General features: G+C 74.5%; 16 protein-coding genes. 11 read left to right on the top strand and 5 right to left on the bottom strand.

The annotated features are described in order from the left end of the window. Window positions 1-107 precede the first annotated feature (107 nt). The 6 genes from ACI792_RS10465 to ACI792_RS10440 all read left to right on the top strand — a co-directional run bounded on the left by ACI792_RS10465 (window position 108) and on the right by ACI792_RS10440 (window position 4,029). Window positions 108-728 (top strand): hypothetical protein, encoded by a 621-nt coding sequence (locus ACI792_RS10465; protein WP_456602542.1) that lies wholly within the window; start codon window positions 108-110, stop codon window positions 726-728. A gap of 126 nt (window positions 729-854) precedes the next feature. Next, window positions 855-983, top strand: a complete 129-nt coding sequence (locus tag ACI792_RS10460) for a hypothetical protein (protein ID WP_456580441.1) — start codon at window positions 855-857, stop codon at window positions 981-983. Window positions 984-1,075: 92 nt separating this feature from the next. Continuing rightward, window positions 1,076-1,303 (top strand): DUF4177 domain-containing protein, encoded by a 228-nt coding sequence (locus ACI792_RS10455; protein WP_091930586.1) that lies wholly within the window; start codon window positions 1,076-1,078, stop codon window positions 1,301-1,303. 54 nt (window positions 1,304-1,357) lie between these two features. Beyond that, on the top strand, window positions 1,358-1,726 hold the full coding sequence (locus tag ACI792_RS10450) for a hypothetical protein (RefSeq protein WP_456580442.1): 369 nt from the start codon (window positions 1,358-1,360) through the stop codon (window positions 1,724-1,726). A gap of 105 nt (window positions 1,727-1,831) precedes the next feature. Further along, on the top strand, window positions 1,832-3,748 hold the full coding sequence (dxs, locus tag ACI792_RS10445; protein ID WP_456602541.1) for a 1-deoxy-D-xylulose-5-phosphate synthase: 1,917 nt from the start codon (window positions 1,832-1,834) through the stop codon (window positions 3,746-3,748). Beyond that, window positions 3,745-4,029 (top strand): thiamine-binding protein, encoded by a 285-nt coding sequence (locus tag ACI792_RS10440; protein WP_456602540.1) that lies wholly within the window; start codon window positions 3,745-3,747, stop codon window positions 4,027-4,029. Before dxs ends, ACI792_RS10440 begins: the two co-directional genes overlap by 4 nt. A 181-nt stretch (window positions 4,030-4,210) precedes the next feature. Here the strand turns inward: ACI792_RS10440 and ACI792_RS10435 are convergent, their stop codons facing one another. The 3 genes from ACI792_RS10435 to ACI792_RS10425 form a co-directional block, all read right to left on the bottom strand. After that, a complete protein-coding gene (locus ACI792_RS10435) occupies window positions 4,211-5,338 on the bottom strand; it encodes a ScyD/ScyE family protein (RefSeq protein WP_456602539.1) in 1,128 nt (375 codons plus the stop codon). Window positions 5,339-5,568: 230 nt separating this feature from the next. Next, window positions 5,569-7,656 carry a 3-hydroxyacyl-CoA dehydrogenase NAD-binding domain-containing protein gene (locus ACI792_RS10430; RefSeq protein ID WP_456602538.1) on the bottom strand — a complete coding sequence of 696 codons (2,088 nt, stop codon included), beginning with the start codon at window positions 7,654-7,656 and terminating at the stop codon, window positions 5,569-5,571. Next, on the bottom strand, window positions 7,653-8,876 hold the full coding sequence (locus tag ACI792_RS10425) for a thiolase family protein (RefSeq protein ID WP_456602537.1): 1,224 nt from the start codon (window positions 8,874-8,876) through the stop codon (window positions 7,653-7,655). The genes ACI792_RS10430 and ACI792_RS10425 overlap by 4 nt, the downstream gene beginning before the upstream one ends. A gap of 223 nt (window positions 8,877-9,099) precedes the next feature. Here ACI792_RS10425 and ACI792_RS10420 point away from each other — a divergent pair, with 223 nt between their 5' ends. The 3 genes from ACI792_RS10420 to ACI792_RS10410 all read left to right on the top strand — a co-directional run bounded on the left by ACI792_RS10420 (window position 9,100) and on the right by ACI792_RS10410 (window position 12,437). Continuing rightward, complete coding sequence (locus ACI792_RS10420; protein WP_456602536.1) at window positions 9,100-10,194, top strand: sugar ABC transporter substrate-binding protein; 1,095 nt, start codon at window positions 9,100-9,102, stop codon at window positions 10,192-10,194. A 139-nt stretch (window positions 10,195-10,333) separates the two neighbouring features. Continuing rightward, a complete protein-coding gene (locus ACI792_RS10415; protein WP_456602535.1) occupies window positions 10,334-11,140 on the top strand; it encodes an ATP-binding cassette domain-containing protein in 807 nt (268 codons plus the stop codon). A 10-nt stretch (window positions 11,141-11,150) separates the two neighbouring features. After that, window positions 11,151-12,437: a sugar ABC transporter permease gene (locus tag ACI792_RS10410; protein WP_456580450.1), complete on the top strand. Its 1,287-nt coding sequence runs from the start codon at window positions 11,151-11,153 to the stop codon at window positions 12,435-12,437. 124 nt (window positions 12,438-12,561) lie between these two features. Here ACI792_RS10410 and ACI792_RS10405 read toward each other — a convergent pair whose 3' ends face one another. Together ACI792_RS10405 and ACI792_RS10400 are read right to left on the bottom strand one after the other, a co-directional pair. Beyond that, window positions 12,562-13,812 carry a ribonuclease D gene (locus ACI792_RS10405; RefSeq protein ID WP_456602545.1) on the bottom strand — a complete coding sequence of 417 codons (1,251 nt, stop codon included), beginning with the start codon at window positions 13,810-13,812 and terminating at the stop codon, window positions 12,562-12,564. 130 nt (window positions 13,813-13,942) lie between these two features. Further along, window positions 13,943-14,575: a DUF3000 domain-containing protein gene (locus ACI792_RS10400; protein ID WP_456602534.1), complete on the bottom strand. Its 633-nt coding sequence runs from the start codon at window positions 14,573-14,575 to the stop codon at window positions 13,943-13,945. Between the two features lie 103 nt (window positions 14,576-14,678). On the opposite strand from ACI792_RS10400, the gene hemE reads away from it, so the two are divergent. After that, the gene (hemE, locus tag ACI792_RS10395) at window positions 14,679-15,731 is read left to right on the top strand and encodes a uroporphyrinogen decarboxylase (RefSeq protein ID WP_456580452.1); all 1,053 of its coding nucleotides are present in this window, start codon (window positions 14,679-14,681) and stop codon (window positions 15,729-15,731) included. Beyond that, window positions 15,728-17,101, top strand: a complete 1,374-nt coding sequence (gene hemG / locus ACI792_RS10390; RefSeq protein ID WP_456602533.1) for a protoporphyrinogen oxidase — start codon at window positions 15,728-15,730, stop codon at window positions 17,099-17,101. Before hemE ends, hemG begins: the two co-directional genes overlap by 4 nt. Window positions 17,102-17,341 lie beyond the last annotated feature (240 nt).

Below are 17,341 nucleotides of genomic sequence, written 5' to 3'. Positions count from 1 at the left end.
CCCCCCCCCGCCCCCCCCCCCCCCCCCCCCCCCCCCCCCCCCCCCCCCCCCCCCCCCCCCCCCCCCCCCCCCCCCCCCCCCCCCCCCCCCCCCCCCCCCGCGCCGAGGTGCGGCGCGCGGGGGAGGAGCTCCCCGCCGAGCCCGCCGGCCGCGCCGAGCGGCGGGCCGGGGGCCGGGACTGGGAGGTCGAGGGCACCGGCTTCTGGCAGGTGCACCCCGCCGCCGCCGACGCGCTGGTGGACGCCGTCGCCGGGTTCGCGGCCGTGACGGCCGGGGAGACGGTGCTGGACCTCTACGCGGGGGCCGGGCTGTTCGGCGGCGCGCTGGCCCCGGGCGTGGGTGCGGGCGGGCGCGTCGTCTGCGTCGAGGCCGACCCCGGCGCCTGCGCGGCCGCGGACGCCAACCTCGCCGACCTGCCTCAGGCCGAGGTGTGGCAGGGCGAGGTGGACGCCGACGGGCTCGCCGAGCTGCTCGCCGAACTGGGCTCCGGGCCGGACGTCGTCGTCCTCGACCCGCCCCGCGCCGGTGCCGGGACCGCGGTGAGCCGGCGGCTCGCCGGGAGCGGCGCGCGGGCCGTCGTCTACGTGGCCTGCGACCCCGCTGCGCTGGGGCGCGACGTCGCCGCGTTCGCCGCCGCCGGGTACCGGCTGGCCGCGCTGCGCGGCTTCGACGCCTTCCCGATGACCGCCCACGTGGAGTGCGTCGCGCTGCTGGTCCCGGCCGCGTAGGGCCAGGACGCCCGGCGGGACGTGGCGGTTCGGCGACGGAGGACCACTCCCGTCGCACCCGTCACACGGGTCGTCCGGCCGCCGGGTCGTCTGCGTAGCGTCCGCCCTGTGACGAGGGGAGATGCGATGCAGAGCACGACCGCCCACCCGCACGTGGCCGCCGCCCGCAAGCTCCTGGCGCTCGGGTGGTGGTTCGTCGCCGCCGGTGCCGCGCTGGCGCTGGGGCTCGAGGTCGAGGACGGCGTCTCCCTCTGAGCGAGCTCGGGGTGGTGCGCTCGGCGCCCTCCGGCGGCCCGCCGCACCCGCCCGGCTGCTCGCGCGGTGACCCGCCTCGCTACGGTCAGGGGGTGCCCACGTGGGAATACGCCTCGGTCATCACCGCCAACGATGCGGAATCACAGCGGGCCGGCGTGAGCGTCAAGCTCCCCGGCGGACAGTCGGAACGCCAGCAGGGCGACACCAGCTCGGTGCTCAACAAGCTCGGCGCCGAGGGGTGGGAGCTGGTCAGCTACCACTCCAGCGGCGCCGGCACCTGGGGCTTCGAGCAGTTCTGGCTCAAGCGCCAGTCCTCCTGACCCGACACGGCCACCTGTCGAACAGCTGTTCGACGACTGGGGCAGAATGGCGCCGTGGACGTCGCAGTGCCGCCGGGCTGGCCGGAAGAGGTGCGCCCGCCCGGCGCGCCTGACTGGGAGCGCACCGCCGTCGCCTGGCTGTTCGACCTCGTGCCGCCGGACTACCGCGCGCACGAGGTGCTCCGCCGGTACCCGGTGCTGCTCGCCCGGTTCGCCGGCGACCACGTCGCCGCCGGACTCGAGGCCGCCCGTGCCGGCTGGCGCACCCTGCGGGTCGAGCTCGCCGACCAGCTTCCCCCCGAGGCCATCGAGGCGGCGATGGGCGCCTACGAGCGCGAGGGCGCCCGGCTGGCCGCGGCCGCTCGCGGGGTGGAGGTCGTCGGAGGCGCGTTGCGCGGGGAGCGGTGGGTCCCGCGCCTGTGAGCTGCATCTGCGGCACCCGCTCGACCGGAAGTACGGGGCAACCGCAGTTACAGTGGATCGGCGGCGCTGACCAGCTCCGCCCGACCGAGAGGACACCGCCGCACCGTGCCGCTCCTGCGATCGCTGCGGGGCCCGGAAGACGTCAGGGCCCTCGAGTCCGAAGCGCTGCCCGCCCTCGCCGCGGAGATCCGTGACGCCCTGGTCACCAGCGTGGCGAGGACCGGTGGCCACCTCGGCCCGAACCTCGGCTGCGTCGAGCTCACCATCGCCCTGCACCGGGTGTTCGAGTCCCCGCGCGAGCCGATCGTGTTCGACACCGGTCACCAGTCCTACGTGCACAAGATGCTCACCGGCCGGGTCGAGGGCTTCGAGCGGCTGCGCCAGCGCGGCGGTCTGTCGGGCTACCCCAGCCGCACCGAGAGCGACCACGACTGGGTGGAGAACAGCCACGCCTCGACGTCGCTGTCCTACGCCGACGGCCTGGCCAAGGCCTTCGCCATCCGGGGTGACTCGCGGCCCGTCGTCGCCGTCATCGGCGACGGTGCCCTCACCGGCGGCATGGCCTGGGAGGCGCTGAACAACATCGCCGCGGCGCAGGACCGCCCGGTCGTCATCGTGGTCAACGACAACGGCCGCTCCTACTCGCCGACCATCGGCGGGGTCGCCGACGCGCTGGCCACGCTGCGGCTGCGCCCCGGCTACGAGCAGGCGCTGCTGCAGGTGCGCCAGGCGCTGCACCGGGCCCCCGTCGTCGGTTCGGCCCTCTACGACGCGCTGCACGCGATCAAGAAGGGCCTCAAGGACGTCCTCTCGCCGCAGGGCATGTTCGAGGACCTGGGCATGAAGTACGTCGGCCCGGTCGACGGCCACGACGTGCGCGCGATGGAGTCCGCGCTGCGGCGGGCCCGCTCCTTCGGCGGCCCGGTCATCGTGCACGCCGTCACCACCAAGGGGTTCGGCTACCCGCCGGCCGAGACCGACCAGATCGACGCCTGGCACGCGACGGGCGTCTTCGACCCGGACAGCGGCGCGAGCGTGCGCAAGACCGGGCTGGCCTGGACCGATGCCTTCGCCGACGAGCTGGTGCGGGTCGGCGCCGAACGCCCCGACGTCGTCGCCATCACCGCCGCGATGCTGCACCCGACGGGCCTGGCGCCGTTCGCCGAGCGGTTCCCCGAGCGCACCTTCGACGTGGGCATCGCCGAGCAGCACGCCCTCACCTCGGCCGCGGGCCTGGCGATGGCGGGGTTGCACCCGGTCGTCGCCGTCTACTCGACCTTCCTCAACCGGGCGTTCGACCAGCTGCTCATGGACGTCGCGCTGCACCGCCAGCCGGTGACGGTGGTGCTCGACCGCGCCGGCGTCACCGGCGACGACGGCGCCTCGCACAACGGCATGTGGGACATGTCGATCCTCTCGGTCGTGCCCGGGCTCGCCCTGGCCGCGCCGCGCGACGAGGCGACCCTGCGCGAGGCGCTGCGCGAGGCCGTCGACATCACCGACGGCCCCTCCGTCGTGCGCTTCCCCAAGGGCTCGCTGCCCCCGGACATCCCGGCCGTCGAGCGGCGCGGCCCGGTGGACGTGCTGCGCCGCGGCAGCCGGGCGGAGGTGCTCCTGGTCGCCGTCGGCTCGATGGTGCCGATGTGCCAGGCCGTCGCCGAGCGGGCCGCCGACCACGGCATCGAGGTGACCGTCGTCGACCCGCGCTGGGTGCTCCCGGTCTCGGCCGAGCTGGTCGAGCTTGCCGCCGGGCACCGGCTGGTCGTCACCGTCGAGGACGGCGGCCGGGCCGGGGGCGTGGGCACCACGCTCAGCCAGGCCCTGCAGGACCGCGACGTCGACGTGCCCGTGCGCACGCTGGGCCTGCCGCAGCAGTTCTTCGAGCACGGCAGCCGCGGGCAGGTGCTCGCCGACGCCGGGCTGACCGAGCAGGACGTCGCCCGTCGGATCGCGGAGTGGACGGCCCGGCTGGCCGAGCGCTCCGAGAGCCCCGTCGTCGAGTCGGTCGAGGGCGGGCGATGACCGTCATCGCCGAGATCCAGGTGGCGCCGTCGCCACCCGGCACCGCGGAGAACCCGCACGCGCACGTCGAGGCGGCGATCGCCGTCATCCAGGCCTCCGGGCTGCGTCACGAGGTGGGGGCGCTGGGCACCACCCTCGAGGGCGAGGCCGACGAGGTGTGGGCCACGCTGCGCGCCGCGCACGAGGCGATGCTGGCCGCCGGCGCCGCCGGTGGGCTCTCGCACATCAAGGTCGCCTCGGTGGACCGCACGATGTACGCCCTCACCCCAAAGTTCCGGTGAGCCCACCGCGTGGCTCGCCCCCGGGCCGCCCCACGCCGGCCGTCGACCACCCGCACCGCAGACCGTCCTCCCACACCGTGCACCGTGAGGGAGGACGCTCCACGATCAGGGCACCTGATCCCAGCGGAGGTTCAGGCGGCGACAGGTCGAGGTCGGCGCCTTCCGGCCGGGGTCAGCGCGGCTAGAAGGACCGCTTGGTCAACCGCCAGACCTGCCCGTCGCTGTCCGGTGCGCCGATCCCGGTGCCGGGGGAGAGCGAGTTCACCGACACGTACACGTTCCCGGGCTGGTCGACGACCACGCCCGCCGGCGAGGGGACGGGCAGCGTGGCCCGTGCGCCGTTCTTCGGCACGAACACCATCTGACCGGCCCGGTCGGCACCGCCGAACAGCTCGCTGACGTACAGGTTGCCCGCCTGGTCCTGCGCAGCACCGGTCACCCCGGTGAAGCCGGTCCAGGTCTGCTGGATGGCCCCGGTCCGGCGGTCCAGCTCCCAGACCCGGCCAGCACCGGGAACCAGCGATCCCAGGCCCCCCACGATGACGTCCCCGTCCCGGCTGAAGGTGAGGGCCGTCGGGACCGGGTCGCAGGAGTAGCTTTCGTCCTGATTGAGCCGGGTGTCGCAGCCGCCACCGGTGATGGTCGGCAGGACGGCGAACACGCTGATCTCACCGCTACCGTCGACGGCGAGGACGGCGTTGGCGGCGGCGTCGGCCACCAGCACCCGGTCGCCCAGGTCGAGCACCCCGTACGGGTTCGACTCGAAACCCTGGCCGTCCGGGTCGTTCGCCTCCTCGAAGGCACGGATGTCGGCGACCACGACGGCCGGCTGGCCCGCCGCCGCGCGCAGCAGCTTCCCCTCCTGCTCCTTCGGCAGGCCGGTGATGCCGTCCGGCACGTCGACGTCCTTGGCGACGTAGATCCGGTCCAGGGACCGCGCGCTCGCCGAGTCGTTGCCGGTGGCGCCGATCCCGGACGGACCGGCCTCGGACAGCAGGCCGGTCACCACGCGCTCCGCGGTGACCCCCTGGACCTTGCTCGGGCGCCGCACGATGCTGACCGCCCCGGTGGTGCCGACGCAGACCTGTTCCCCGCCCACGACGGCACAGTCGCTGCCGCCGGTCCCGGACTCCGCGATGACCAGGATCCCGTCATCGGTGAGGTCCAGCTGCCGCGGGTTGTCCAGGTGCCGCGCGACCGGCACCGGGGCCAACCGTGAAGCGTCGGCGGGCGCGGCGACGGCGGGACTGATCCACAGCGTCGTGATCGCCAGGCCGGTGGTGGCAGCTGCACATGCGAGACGTCTCATCAATACCCCTAGCCAGTCGAGGAGCTGGGCCGTCGGAACGGACCAGCGCGAGGACGCCGAACGTTGGCAGGGGGATCCGGGCTGGTCAACCGTCCACTGCGCGGTGCGCTGGAGGCAGGTCGCCGGCGATACCTCGGCTCCGTCGTCCTCCCTCACCGCAGAGCGTTCTCCCTCACCGCACACCGTGAGGGAGGACGCTCCACGATCAGGGCACCTGATCCCAGCGGGGGTCAGGCGGGGAGGGAGGCGACGCCCTCCGGCAGGAAGCGGGAACCGGTGACCTTCTCCGAGACGCCGGTGCGGTCCAGGTAGGCGGAGATGCCGCCCAGCCAGAACGGCCACCCGGCGCCGAGGATCATGCACAGGTCGATGTCCTGCACGGCCTGCACGACGCCCTCGTCCAGCATCAGCCGGATCTCCTGCGCCAGCGCCTCGAGGGCACGCGCGCGCACCTGCTCCTCGGTGAGCGGCTCCTCGCCGGCGAAGGCGTCCGCGAGCTCGGGGTCCACGACGCCGGGCTCGGTGAAGACGCTGGTCAGGCCGAGCTCGACGATCCGCCTGAGCCCCTCGCCGACGGCGAACCGGTCGGGGAAGGCCTCGTGCATCCGCTCGGCGACGTGCAGCGCCACCGCCGGGCCGACCAGCGAGAGCAGCTCGAACGGCGTCATCGGCAGGCCCAGCGGGTCGAGCGCCCTCTCGGCGACCCGCACCGGCGTGCCCTGCTCCACGGCGGCGGTGACCTCGCCGAGGAAGCGGGTGAGCAGCCGGTTGACCACGAACGCCGGGGCGTCGGCGACCAGCACGCACGACTTCTTCAACGACTTCCCGACGGCGAAGGCGGTGGCCAGCGTCGCGTCGTCGGTCTGTTCCGCGCGCACCACCTCCAGCAGCGGGAGGACGGCGACCGGGTTGAAGAAGTGCAGCCCCACCACGCGTTCGGGGTGCTCCAGCTTCGCCGCCATCTCGGTCACCGACAGCGCCGAGGTGTTGGTGGCCAGCACGCACGTCGCGGACACGACCGCTTCGACTTCACGGAACACCTGCTGCTTGACCGACATCTCCTCGAAGACGGCCTCGATGACGAGGTCGGCGTCGGCGAAGACGTCCTTGGACAGCGACCCGGTGACCAGGCCCTTGAGCTGGTTGAGCTTGTCCCGGCTCAGCCGGCCGCGGGCAGCCAGCTTGTCGAGCTCGCCGTGCACGTAGGAGACGCCCTTGTCCACGCGCGCCTGGTCGACGTCGGTGAGGACCACGGGCACCTTCAGCTGCCGCACGAACAGCATCGCCAGCTGGGAGGCCATGAGCCCGGCGCCGACCACGCCCACCTTGGTCACCTTGCGGGCCAGCTTCCGGTCGGGAGCGCCGGCCGGCCGCTTGGCCCGCTTGTTCACCAGGTCGAACGAGTAGAGCGAGGCCCGCAACGGGTCGCTCATGAGCAGCTCGGTGAGCGCCTCGTCCTCGGCCGAGGTGCCGGCGGTGAAGGCGTCGCCCGCGATGCCGTTGCGGGCCAGGTCGAGCAGGCCGACCGAACGGACGGCGCCCGGGGAGGCGTTGCGCGTCCGGGCGGCGACGATGCCGCGGGCGCGGGCGATCGCGTCGTCCCACGCCGAGCGGTCGACCTCCGGACGGGAGACAGGCACGGAGCCGTCGAGCACGCCGACGGCCCACTCGAGCGAGCGCTCGAGGAAGTCGGCCGGCTCGAAGAGCGCGTCGGCGATGCCGAGCTTCGCGGCCTCGGCCGCCGGCGTCATCTTGTTCTGCGCCAGGGCGTTCTCGACGATCACCGTGACGGCGGGGTCGATGCCGATCAGGTTCGGCAGCAGCTGGGTGCCACCCCAGCCCGGCACCAGCCCGAGGAAGACCTCGGGGAAGCCGACCGCCGCGCCGGCGCTGATCGTCCGGTAGTGGCAGTGCAGCGCAAGCTCCAGGCCACCGCCGAGGGCCACGCCGTTGACGAGCGCGAACGTCGGGATCGCCGAGTCCTTGAGCCGCCGGAAGACCCGGTGGCCGGTCTCGGCGATCTCGCGCGCGGCGGCGGCGTCGGTCACCGACGGGACGCCGGAGAGGTCGGCGCCGACGGCGAAGACGAACGGCTTGCCGGTGACGGCGATCGCCGCCGGTGCGGGGGAGTGCGCCGCGATCTCGTCCAGCGCGGCGTCCAGGGACGCCAGGCCGCCGGGGCCGAAGGTGGAGGGCCGGGTGTGGTCGTGCCCGTTGTCGAGCGTGATCAGCGCGATCTCGCCGACCAGGCCCGGGTGGGTCAGGAAGCGCACCTTGGCGGCGGTCACGACCTCGTTCTCGAAGACGGCGTTCGTCACTTCTGGAACCCCTCCCAGTTCGGGTTCTCCCAGATCACGGTGGCGCCCATGCCCAGGCCCACGCACATGGCGGTGAGGCCGTACCGGACGTCGGGGCGCTCGGCGAACTGGCGGGACAGCTGGGTCATCAGGCGGACGCCCGAGGAGGCCAGCGGGTGGCCGACGGCGATGGCGCCGCCCCACGGGTTGACGCGCTCGTCGTCGTCGGCGATGCCGAAGTGGTCGAGGAAGGCGAGCACCTGGACGGCGAAGGCCTCGTTCAGCTCGAACAGGCCGATGTCCTCGATGGTGAGACCGGTGCGGGCCAGGGCGCGCTCGGTGGAGGGCACCGGGCCGACGCCCATGACCTCGGGCTCCACCCCCACGAAGCCGTAGCCGACCAGCCGCATGCCGACGTTCAGGCCGAGCTCCTCGGCGACGTCCTCGGCGGCCAGCAGGCAGCCGGTCGCGCCGTCGTTGAGGCCCGCGGCGTTGCCGGCGGTCACGTGCCCGTGCGGGCGGAACGGCGTCTTGAGCGTGCCGAGGCCCTCGAGGGTCGTCTGCGGCCGCGGCGGCTCGTCGACGGTGGCCATGCCCCAGCCCTGCTCGGCCGAGCGGGTGGCGACGGCGACCAGCTCCGGGCCGATCTTGCCGTTGGCGAGCGCCTTGGCGTACTTCTGCTGGCTGGCCAGCGCGAAGGCGTCGGCGCGCTCCTTGGTCAGGTGGGGGAACCGGTCGTGCAGGTTCTCCGCGGTCGAGCCCATGACGAGCGCGGACTCGTCGACCAGCTTCTCGCTGAAGAACCGCGGGTTCGGGTCGGCGCCCTCGCCCATCGGGTGGCGGCCCATGTGCTCCACGCCGCCGGCGATGGCGACGTCGTAGGCGCCGAAGGCGATGCCGCTGGCGGTCGTCGTCACCGCGGTCATGGCTCCGGCGCACATCCGGTCGATCGAGTAACCGGGGACCGACGTCGGCAGGCCGGCCAGCAGCGCCGCGGTCCGGCCCAGGGTCAGGCCCTGGTCGCCGATCTGGGTCGTGGCGGCGATGGCCACCTCGTCGACGCGGTCGGCCGGCAGCGCCGGGTTGCGGCGCAGCAGCTCGCGGATGACGCGGACGGCGAGGTCGTCGGCGCGGGTCTCGGCGTAGATGCCCTTCGGGCCGGCCTTGCCGAACGGGGTGCGCACGCCGTCGACGAAGACGACCTCACGCAGCGAGCGTGGCCGCCGCTCAGTGGAAGACACAGAACCTCCGCAGGTGTCGGAGCCGGGCCCGGGAGGGCGCGGCGGGCTACAAGTTACCCACCGGTAACCGCCTGGGCCAAGCGCGGCACGACCCCCGTCCGAGGGGGGTCCCGGATCACGGTCCGGCAACGGCGCGGGGCTGTGCTTGCGGTCACAAGCGGATGGCGCGCAAGATGACCCGCCGGAATTTCTCTGTAACCCCAACGAAATAGAGGTCCCTCTCATGGCGCGACGGCGCACGGTGACGACGGCGATCGCTGCGGCCCTGGTCTTCGGGCTGGCCGCGTGTGGTGGCGACGACAGCAGCGGTGGCAACGGCGGCGGCGGTGGCGGTGGCGAGGCCGCTGCGGGCAAGGTCGGCGTGATCCTCCCCGACACCGCCTCCTCGGCCCGCTGGGAGTCGGCCGACCGCCCGCTGCTCGAGGCCGCCTTCGAGGAGGCCGGTGTCGAGTACGACATCCAGAACGCGCAGGGCGACGCCCAGCGGATGAACACGATCGCCGAGCAGATGATCACCGAGGGCGTCACCGTCCTGGCGATCACGAACCTCGACTCCGCCTCGGGCGCCGCCATCCAGCGCCAGGCCGAGAGCCAGGGCGTGCAGACGATCGACTACGACCGGCTCACCCTCGGCGGCGAGAGCGACTACTACGTCTCGTTCGACAACACCGAGGTCGGCCGCCTGCAGGGCGAGGGCCTGGCCCAGTGCCTCGGCCCCGAGCCGGCGAACATCGCCTTCCTCAACGGCTCGCCCGACGACAACAACGCCACGCTGTTCTCGCAGGGTGCGCACGAGGTCCTGGACCCGATGGACCAGTACACGCAGGTCGCCGAGCAGGCCGTGCCGGAGTGGGACAACCAGCAGGCCGCCACGATCTTCGAGCAGATGTACACCCAGGCCGGCGGCGACATCCAGGGCGTGCTGGCCGCCAACGACGGCCTGGCCAACGCCGTCGTCTCGATCCTGGCCCGCAACAACGTGGCCGGGCAGGTGCCGGTGACCGGTCAGGACGCGACGGTCGAGGGGCTGCAGAACATCCTCGCGGGCGAGCAGTGCATGACCGTCTACAAGCCGATCGCCGACGAGGCCCAGGCCCTGGCCGACCTCGCCGTGGCCCTGGTCAACGGCGAGGAGCCCCAGGTCGACGGCTCGGTCGAGGACCCCGAGGGTGGCCGCGAGGTCCCCTCGGTGCTGCTCGAGCCGGTCTCGATCTTCCGGGACAACGTCAAGCAGGTCATCGACGACGGCTACCAGACCGCCGCCGACGTCTGCACCGGTGAGTACGCCGCTGCCTGCACGGAGCTCGGCATCTCCTGAGCCATCCGGCCGGGGCACCCGCACGGGTGCCCCGGCCGCGTGCTCCCGCCCTGCCGGCCCCGGCTCGCCCCGGGGCGGCGGGGCGCCCTATCGTCCCGCCCACGGTCGACCGACCGTTCCCTGCTGGAAGGACGCAGCGGTGTCCGCACCCGAACAGACCTCTCCCACCCCGACCCTCGAGCGGCCCACGCTGAGCCTGCGGGGGGTCAACAAGAGCTTCGGGGCCGTCCAGGTCCTGCACGACGTCCACCTCGACGTCTACCCCGGCAAGGTGACCGCGCTGGTCGGCGACAACGGCGCCGGCAAGAGCACGCTCATCAAGGCCATCGCCGGCATCCACCCGATCGACTCGGGCACCGTCGAGTTCGAGGGCGAGCCGGTCCAGCTGAGCGGCCCGCGCGACGCCGCCCGCCTGGGCATCGAGGTCGTGTACCAGGACCTCGCGCTCGCCGACAACCTCGACGTCGTCCAGAACATGTTCCTGGGCCGGGAGCGCAAGCGCGGCGTCCTCCTCGACGAGGCCTCCATGGAGGAGGCCGCGCGGGACACGCTGACCAAGCTGTCGGTGCGCACGCTGAAGTCGGTGCGCCAGCTGGTGTCCAGCCTCTCCGGTGGGCAGCGGCAGACCGTCGCCATCGCCAAGGCCGTGCTCTGGGAGTCCAAGCTCGTCATCCTCGACGAGCCGACCGCCGCGCTCGGCGTGGCGCAGACCCGGCAGGTGCTCGACCTCGTGCGGCGGCTGGCCGACACCGGTCACGCCGTCGTCTTCATCACCCACAACATGGTCGACGTGTTCGAGGTCGCCGACCGCGTCGCCGCCCTGTACCTGGGCCGCATCGCCGCCGACGTCCCGATCTCCGAGGTCGACCGCACCCAGGTCATCGAGCTGATCACCTCCGGCCGCTCCGGCGAGCTGGGGCTCGCGCCCGACGCGCTCGAGGACTGAGAGGACCCCCATGTCGAGCAACACCCTGACCGCCGCCGAGGCCAGCGGGCCGCACAAGCCGGCCGCGGGCTTCGAGGGCGACCGGCAGGACAACACCGTGGGCGGCGCCGTCCGCGGCTACCTGAACAAGCTGCGGGCCGGTGACCTCGGCGCGCTGCCCGCCGTCCTGGGCATCGTCGTGCTGGGCATCCTGTTCACGGTCCTGCGGCCGGGCACCTTCCTCACGCCGCTGAACCTCTCCAACCTGCTGGTCCAGTCGACGCCGATCATCGTGCTGGCGATGGGGCTGGTCTTCGTCCTGCTGCTGGGCGAGATCGACCTCTCCGCCGGTGTGGTGAGCGGGGTCTGCTCGGCGGTGCTGGCGCAGTTGCTGGTGCAGGCCGGGGTGGCCTGGCCGATCGCCGTCCTCGGCGCGATCGCCACCGGCGCCGTCATCGGCGTCTTCACCGGCAGTCTGGTGGGTCTGGTCGGCATCCCGTCGTTCGTGGTGACCCTCGCGCTGTTCCTCGGCTTCCAGGGCGTCACCCTGCGGCTGATCGGCCAGGGCGGCACCGTGCCCGTCCGCGAGCCGGTCATCCGGGCGCTGGCCAACGAGAACCTGCCGGTCACCCTCGGGTGGATCCTGGCCGTGCTCGTCGTCATCGCCTACGCAGCTGTCGAGTTCTGGCGGTGGCGGTCGCAGCGTTCCCGCGGGCTGGCCCACCAGCCGCTGGCCCTGGTCGTGCTGCGCATCGTCGTGATCGCCGCCGTCGTCTTCGCGGTGACGGCGATCCTCAGCGTCGACCGGGCCCTGGCGGCCACGATCGACCTGGCCGGCATCCCGTACGCGGTCCCGCTCGTCGTGGTCCTGCTGCTGGTCCTGACGTTCGTGCTGTCGCGGACCAGCTTCGGCCGGCACGTCTACGCCGTCGGCGGCAACGCCGAGGCCGCGCGCCGTGCCGGCATCAACGTCACCCGGATCCGCGTCCTGGCGTTCGTGATCTCCTCGAGCCTGGCGGCGATCAGCGGCATCCTCGCCACCTCGCGGCTGAGCTCGGTCACCCCTGACGCGGGCGCCGGCAACACCCTGCTCTACGCGGTCGGTGCGGCCGTCATCGGCGGCACCAGCCTCTTCGGTGGGCGCGGCCGGGCCCGGGACGCCGTCCTGGGCGGGCTGGTCATCGCGATCATCGCCAACGGGCTGGGCCTGCTGGGGGTCGCGGCGTACCTCAACTTCATCATCACCGGCGGCGTGCTGCTGCTGGCCGCGAGCGTCGACGCGCTCGCCCGCCGACGGGCCGCCACGGCCCGACGATGACCCCTGCCGCCCGCCGTGCTCAGCGCCGGCGGGCGGCAGGTGACCACGCCGACGCCGGCGCCACCCGCTCAGCGCGGGGGGCGCCGGCGTCGTCGTCCCGGCGTCCCGGCCCGCCCCGGGTCGTTCAGGCGCGGGTGACGGCGTCCGCGAGCAGGTCGAGGGTCAGCTCGACCTGCCACTCGCGGGCGCCACCGGCCCGCAGCGCCTCCGCCACGGCGGCGCGCTCCCGCGGCTCCGGCGGGCTCCACATGATCCGGCGCACCAGGTCGGGGGAGAGGAGGTTCTCCACCGGCACGGAGTGCTTCTCCGACAGCTCCGCGAGCCCGGCCCGCACCACCTGCAGCCGGGTGGCGGCCGCGGGGTCGCGGTCGGCCCAGCGGTTCACCGGCGGCGGGCCGTCGCCGGGCCTGCTCTGCAGGGGCAGCTGGTCCTCGGGCAGCGCCTTGCCACGCGCGAGCGCGGTGTACCAGTGCGCCACCAGCCGGCGGTTGGCCCGGCCGCGGAAGACGGGCAGCTCCAGCAGGGCGCCCTCGTTCTTCGGGTCGGCCTGGACGGCGGCGACCATCGCGGAGTCGGGCAGCACGCGGCCGGGCGCGACGTCGCGCTTGCGGGCCAGCTCGTCGCGGGCCTCCCAGATCGCCCGCAGCATGCCCAGCTGACGCCGGCTGCGCAGGCCGTGCACACCCGACGTGCGCCGCCAGGGGTCCTGCCGCGGCGCGGGCGGGCCGGCGGCGAGGATCGCCTCGAACTCCTGCCGCGCCCACTCGGTCTTGCCCTGCTCCTCGAGGATGGCGGCCAGCGCGTCGCGCAGGTCGACCAGCACCTCGACGTCGAGCGCGGCGTAGACCAGCCACTCCTCGGGCAGCGGGCGGGTGCTCCAGTCGGCGGCGGAGTGGCCCTTCTGCAGCGAGAAGCCCAGCAGCGACTCGACGACGGCGCCGAGCCCCACGCGGGGCAGCCCCGCCAGTCGGGCGGCGAGCTCGGTGTCGAAGATCCGGGCGGGGACCAGGCCGATCTCGGCGAGGCAGGGCAGGTCCTGGTTGGCCGCGTGGAGCACCCACTCGGCGTCGGCGATCGCCGCCTGCAGCACCGAGAGGTCCGGCAGCGGGATGGGGTCCAGCAGGCCGGTGCCCGAGCCGTCGCGCCGCAGCTGCACCAGGTAGGCGCGCTGGCCGTAGCGGTAGCCGGAGGCGCGCTCGGCGTCGACGGCGACCGGGCCGGTGCCCGCGCGCAGCGCCTCGGCGTACTCCACCAGCTGCGTGGAGGTCTCGATGACCGGGGGGAGGCCGTCGCGGGGGGCGAGCAGCGGGATCGCCTCGGGGGTCTCGGCGGCCGCCGGGTCCTCCGGTGGCCGGGGAGTGGGCTCGGTGCTCAGTTGCCGTCCACCTTCTTGCCGGTCCTCGTCCTTCGGTCCACCGGCGCCCGGGCCGGGAGGGCGGCGACCGCGCCGATCCTGGGGAGGAGCACCGGCTCAACGGGCTCCGCGCCGCTGTGCCGCACCGATGTTAGAGAGTCTCGCTGCCGACCCGGTCGGAGGGACCCAGGAGGTGCACGCCGGGGGGCGGCAGACCGGCGGCGTTGCCCAGCACCTCGAGCCACGCCACCAGGTGCCGGTCGAGGTCGGAGTCCACGGCGGTCCAGGAGGCGCGGATCTCGACGTCGACCGTGTGCTCGGGGCCGGCCAGCTCGCCGAAGCGCGTCGACGCGGTCCGGGTGACCGTGCCGCCGACCGTGTGGTGCACCGCGCCGGCGTCACCGAGCGCGTCGGTCAGCCAGCTCCAGGCCACCTCGGAGAACATGGCGTCGTCCACCAGCTCCTCGTCGGTCCCGGCGGAGAGGTAGCCGACGCAGCGCGTGGTGCCGTGCCAGGCCTCGTGGCCGTCGGGGTCGAACAGGACGATGAACCGCGCGCTGGCGATCTCCACGTCGTCCTCGTCGTCGCCGGCCTCGGGATCGGGCACCCGGGCGCCCAGGGCGACGGCGTAGGGAGCCAGGCGCTGCGGCGCCGGGATGCGACCCAGCTCGATCTCGGGGCGCACCCGCACCGCGGCCAGCGACTCCAGGGCGGCGCGGAAGGCGGCCGGGACGTCGCCGTCCCGGTTCCCGTCCCCGGCGTCGGCCAGGTTGCGCGGCTCCACGTCCGCAGAGTAGGCCGGTGCGGGGCGGTGCGTCGCCGACGCGCCGCAGGCGGCCGGACGCGGCGCGGCGGTGCGACCCGGCGGTCTGGGAGGATCGGCGGTCGTGAGTCCCGCTCCCGCGTCGGCGTCCCCGGCCGATTCCGACCTCGTCCGTGCCGCACGCGGCCTCCCGGTGAGCCGCACGCCGGTCTGGTTCATGCGCCAGGCCGGGCGTTCGCTCCCGGAGTACCGGGCCCTGCGCGCCGGCACGGCGATGCTCGCGGCCTGCCAGGACCCCGACCTGGTCACCGAGATCACCCTGCAGCCGGTCCGCCGCCACCAGGTCGACGCCGCCATCCTCTTCTCCGACATCGTGCTGCCGCTGGTGGTGGCCGGGGTGGACATCGAGATCAAGCCGGGCATCGGGCCGGTCGTCGCGAACCCGGTGCGCACCGTGGCCGACGTCGACGCGCTGCCCGACCTCGGGCCCGACCAGCTCGGCTTCCTGCAGACGGCGGTGCGCTCGCTGGTCGCCGAGCTCGGCCCGACGCCGCTGATCGGCTTCGCCGGGGCGCCCTTCACCCTCGCCACGTACCTGATCGAGGGCGGGCCCTCCAAGGAGCACGCCCGCACCAAGGCGTTCATGTACGCCGAGCCGGAGGCGTGGTCCCGGCTGCTGCAGCGGCTGTCGCTGTCGGCGGCGACCTTCCTGCGCGCCCAGGTCGACGCCGGCGCCTCGGCCGTGCAGCTGTTCGACTCGTGGGCCGGGGTGCTCTCGGCTGCCGACTACGCCGAGCGCGTGCTGCCGCACTCGCGGGCGGTCTTCGACGGGCTCGGCGACCGGGACGTCCCCCGGATCCACTTCGGGGTGGGCACCGGGGAGCTGCTGCCGCTCATCGGCGACGCCGGCGCCGACGTCGTGGGGGTCGACTGGCGCGTCCCGCTGGACGAGGCCGCCCGCCGCGTGGGCCCGGCCCGCTCGCTGCAGGGCAACCTCGACCCCGCCGTGCTGCTGGCCGACCGGGCCACCGTCGAGCGGGAGGTCCGCCGGGTCGTCGAGCAGGCGAAGGGTGCCCGCGGGCACATCTTCAACCTCGGCCACGGCGTGCTGCCCGACACCGACCCCGACGTCCTCACCCGGGTCGCCGCGCTGGTGCACGAGCTGACGGGCTCGTGACCCGCCGGCTGGTGGTCGTCGGCGCCGGGATCACCGGCCTGGCCGCCGCCTTCGAGTGGCGCCGCCGCCGGCCCGACGACGAGATCGTCGTCCTGGAGGCCGGCGACCGCATCGGCGGCAAGCTGGACCGGATGGACCTGGCCGGGGCCTGGTACGACACCGGTGCCGAGGCGATGCTGGCCCGGGTGCCCGAGGCCGTCGCCCTCGTGGAGGCCCTCGGGTGGGGCGACCGGCTGGTGCCGCCGGCCACCACCCAGGCCTCGGTGGTGCTCCCCGAGGGCCGGTTCCAGCTGCCGGCGGGCACCCTCCTCGGCGTGCCGGCCTCGGCCGACGGGCTGGACGGTGTGCTGACCCCCGCCGGGGTGGCGCGGGTCCGCGCCGAGGCCGAGCTCCCGCCGCTGGAGCTGCCCGACGGCGACGTCACCGTCGGTGGGCTGCTGCGCGAGCGGCTCGGCGACGAGGTGGTCGACCGGCTGGTGGAGCCGCTGCTCGGCGGCGTCTACGCCGGCCGGGCGGACGAGCTGTCGCTGACCGCCACCATCCCGCAGCTGGCGGCGCACCTGCGCGGCGCCCGCTCGGTGCTCGAGGCCGTCGCGGCCGCCCGGGAGGCCGGGGGGCGCAGCCGCGGCGACGCCGACGGCCCGGTGTTCGTCACCGTCGACCGGGGAATCGGGGCGCTCCCCGCGGCGCTGGCCGAGGCGGCGCGGGCGGATGTCCGGCTCCGTACGCCGGCCCACGCCCTGCGCCGCACGGCGACCGGGTTCGAGGTCTCGGTCGGACCGGTCGCCGCGCCCGAGGTGCTGACCGCCGACGCCGTGCTCGTGACGGCCCCGGCGCCGAAGGCGGCACGCCTGCTCGGCGACGTCGCCGCGGACGCCGTCGAGCCGCTGCGGGGCATCCCGTACGCCTCGATGGCCGTGGTCGCCATGGCTTTCCCGGGCCAGGACGTCGACGCCGGGTCCGGCCTGCTCGTGCCGCCGGTGACCGGCCGGCTGGTCAAGGGCGTCACCGTCTCCTCGGCCAAGTGGCCGCACCTGGCCCGCGGCGGGGTGCTGCGGGTGCGCTCGTCGGTGGGCCGGTTCCGGGACGAGGAGCAGCTGCAGCGCCCCGACGAGGAGCTGGCCGCCGACGTGGTCGCCGACGTCGCGGAGCTGCTGGCCCTCGAGCGGCCGGAGCCGCTGCAGACCCGCGTGGTGCGCTGGGGTGGCGGGCTCCCGCAGTACCAGGTCGGCCACCCCGGGCGCGTGGCCGCGGTCCGGGCCGCGGTCGCCGGCGTGCCCGGCCTGGCCGTCGCCGGTGCCGCGTACGAGGGGGTGGGCGTACCCGCCTGCATCCGCGACGCGCACCGGGCCGTGGCCGCCCTCATCTAGGCGAGGTCCAGGCGGTCGACCCGAACGCGGGACCCGTGCCGGGGATCACGGGAGGCGCGGGCATCGGCGCGGCCCGGCCGGCGTTGGGTCTGCCGTGCGCACGCACCTGCACCAGAAGTCCATCGTCCCACCCGTCCCACCGGTCCGGTGCTTCAAGCACCACGTGTGGATGGCCGCCTGCTCCGACTGCCGCGCCGCTCGCGCGGTCCGGCCGTCGGAGGGGCGCGAGCAGCCGGCCCA

Source organism: Blastococcus sp. SYSU DS0669 (assembly GCF_054050895.1).
Note: the sequence above shows the minus strand (reverse complement) of the source record. Positions and strands in the feature narration are given on the sequence as shown.

What these genes read in the sequence shown, in the direction of transcription:
- ACI792_RS10460 (WP_456580441.1), top strand. Translation starts at nt 855, where the DNA reads ATGCAGAGCACGACCGCCCACCCGCACGTGGCCGCCGCCCGCAAGCTC.
- ACI792_RS10440 (WP_456602540.1), top strand. Translation starts at nt 3,745, where the DNA reads ATGACCGTCATCGCCGAGATCCAGGTGGCGCCGTCGCCACCCGGCACC.
- ACI792_RS10435 (WP_456602539.1), bottom strand. Translation starts at nt 5,338, where the DNA reads ATGAGACGTCTCGCATGTGCAGCTGCCACCACCGGCCTGGCGATCACG.
- ACI792_RS10420 (WP_456602536.1), top strand. Translation starts at nt 9,100, where the DNA reads ATGGCGCGACGGCGCACGGTGACGACGGCGATCGCTGCGGCCCTGGTC.
- ACI792_RS10410 (WP_456580450.1), top strand. Translation starts at nt 11,151, where the DNA reads ATGTCGAGCAACACCCTGACCGCCGCCGAGGCCAGCGGGCCGCACAAG.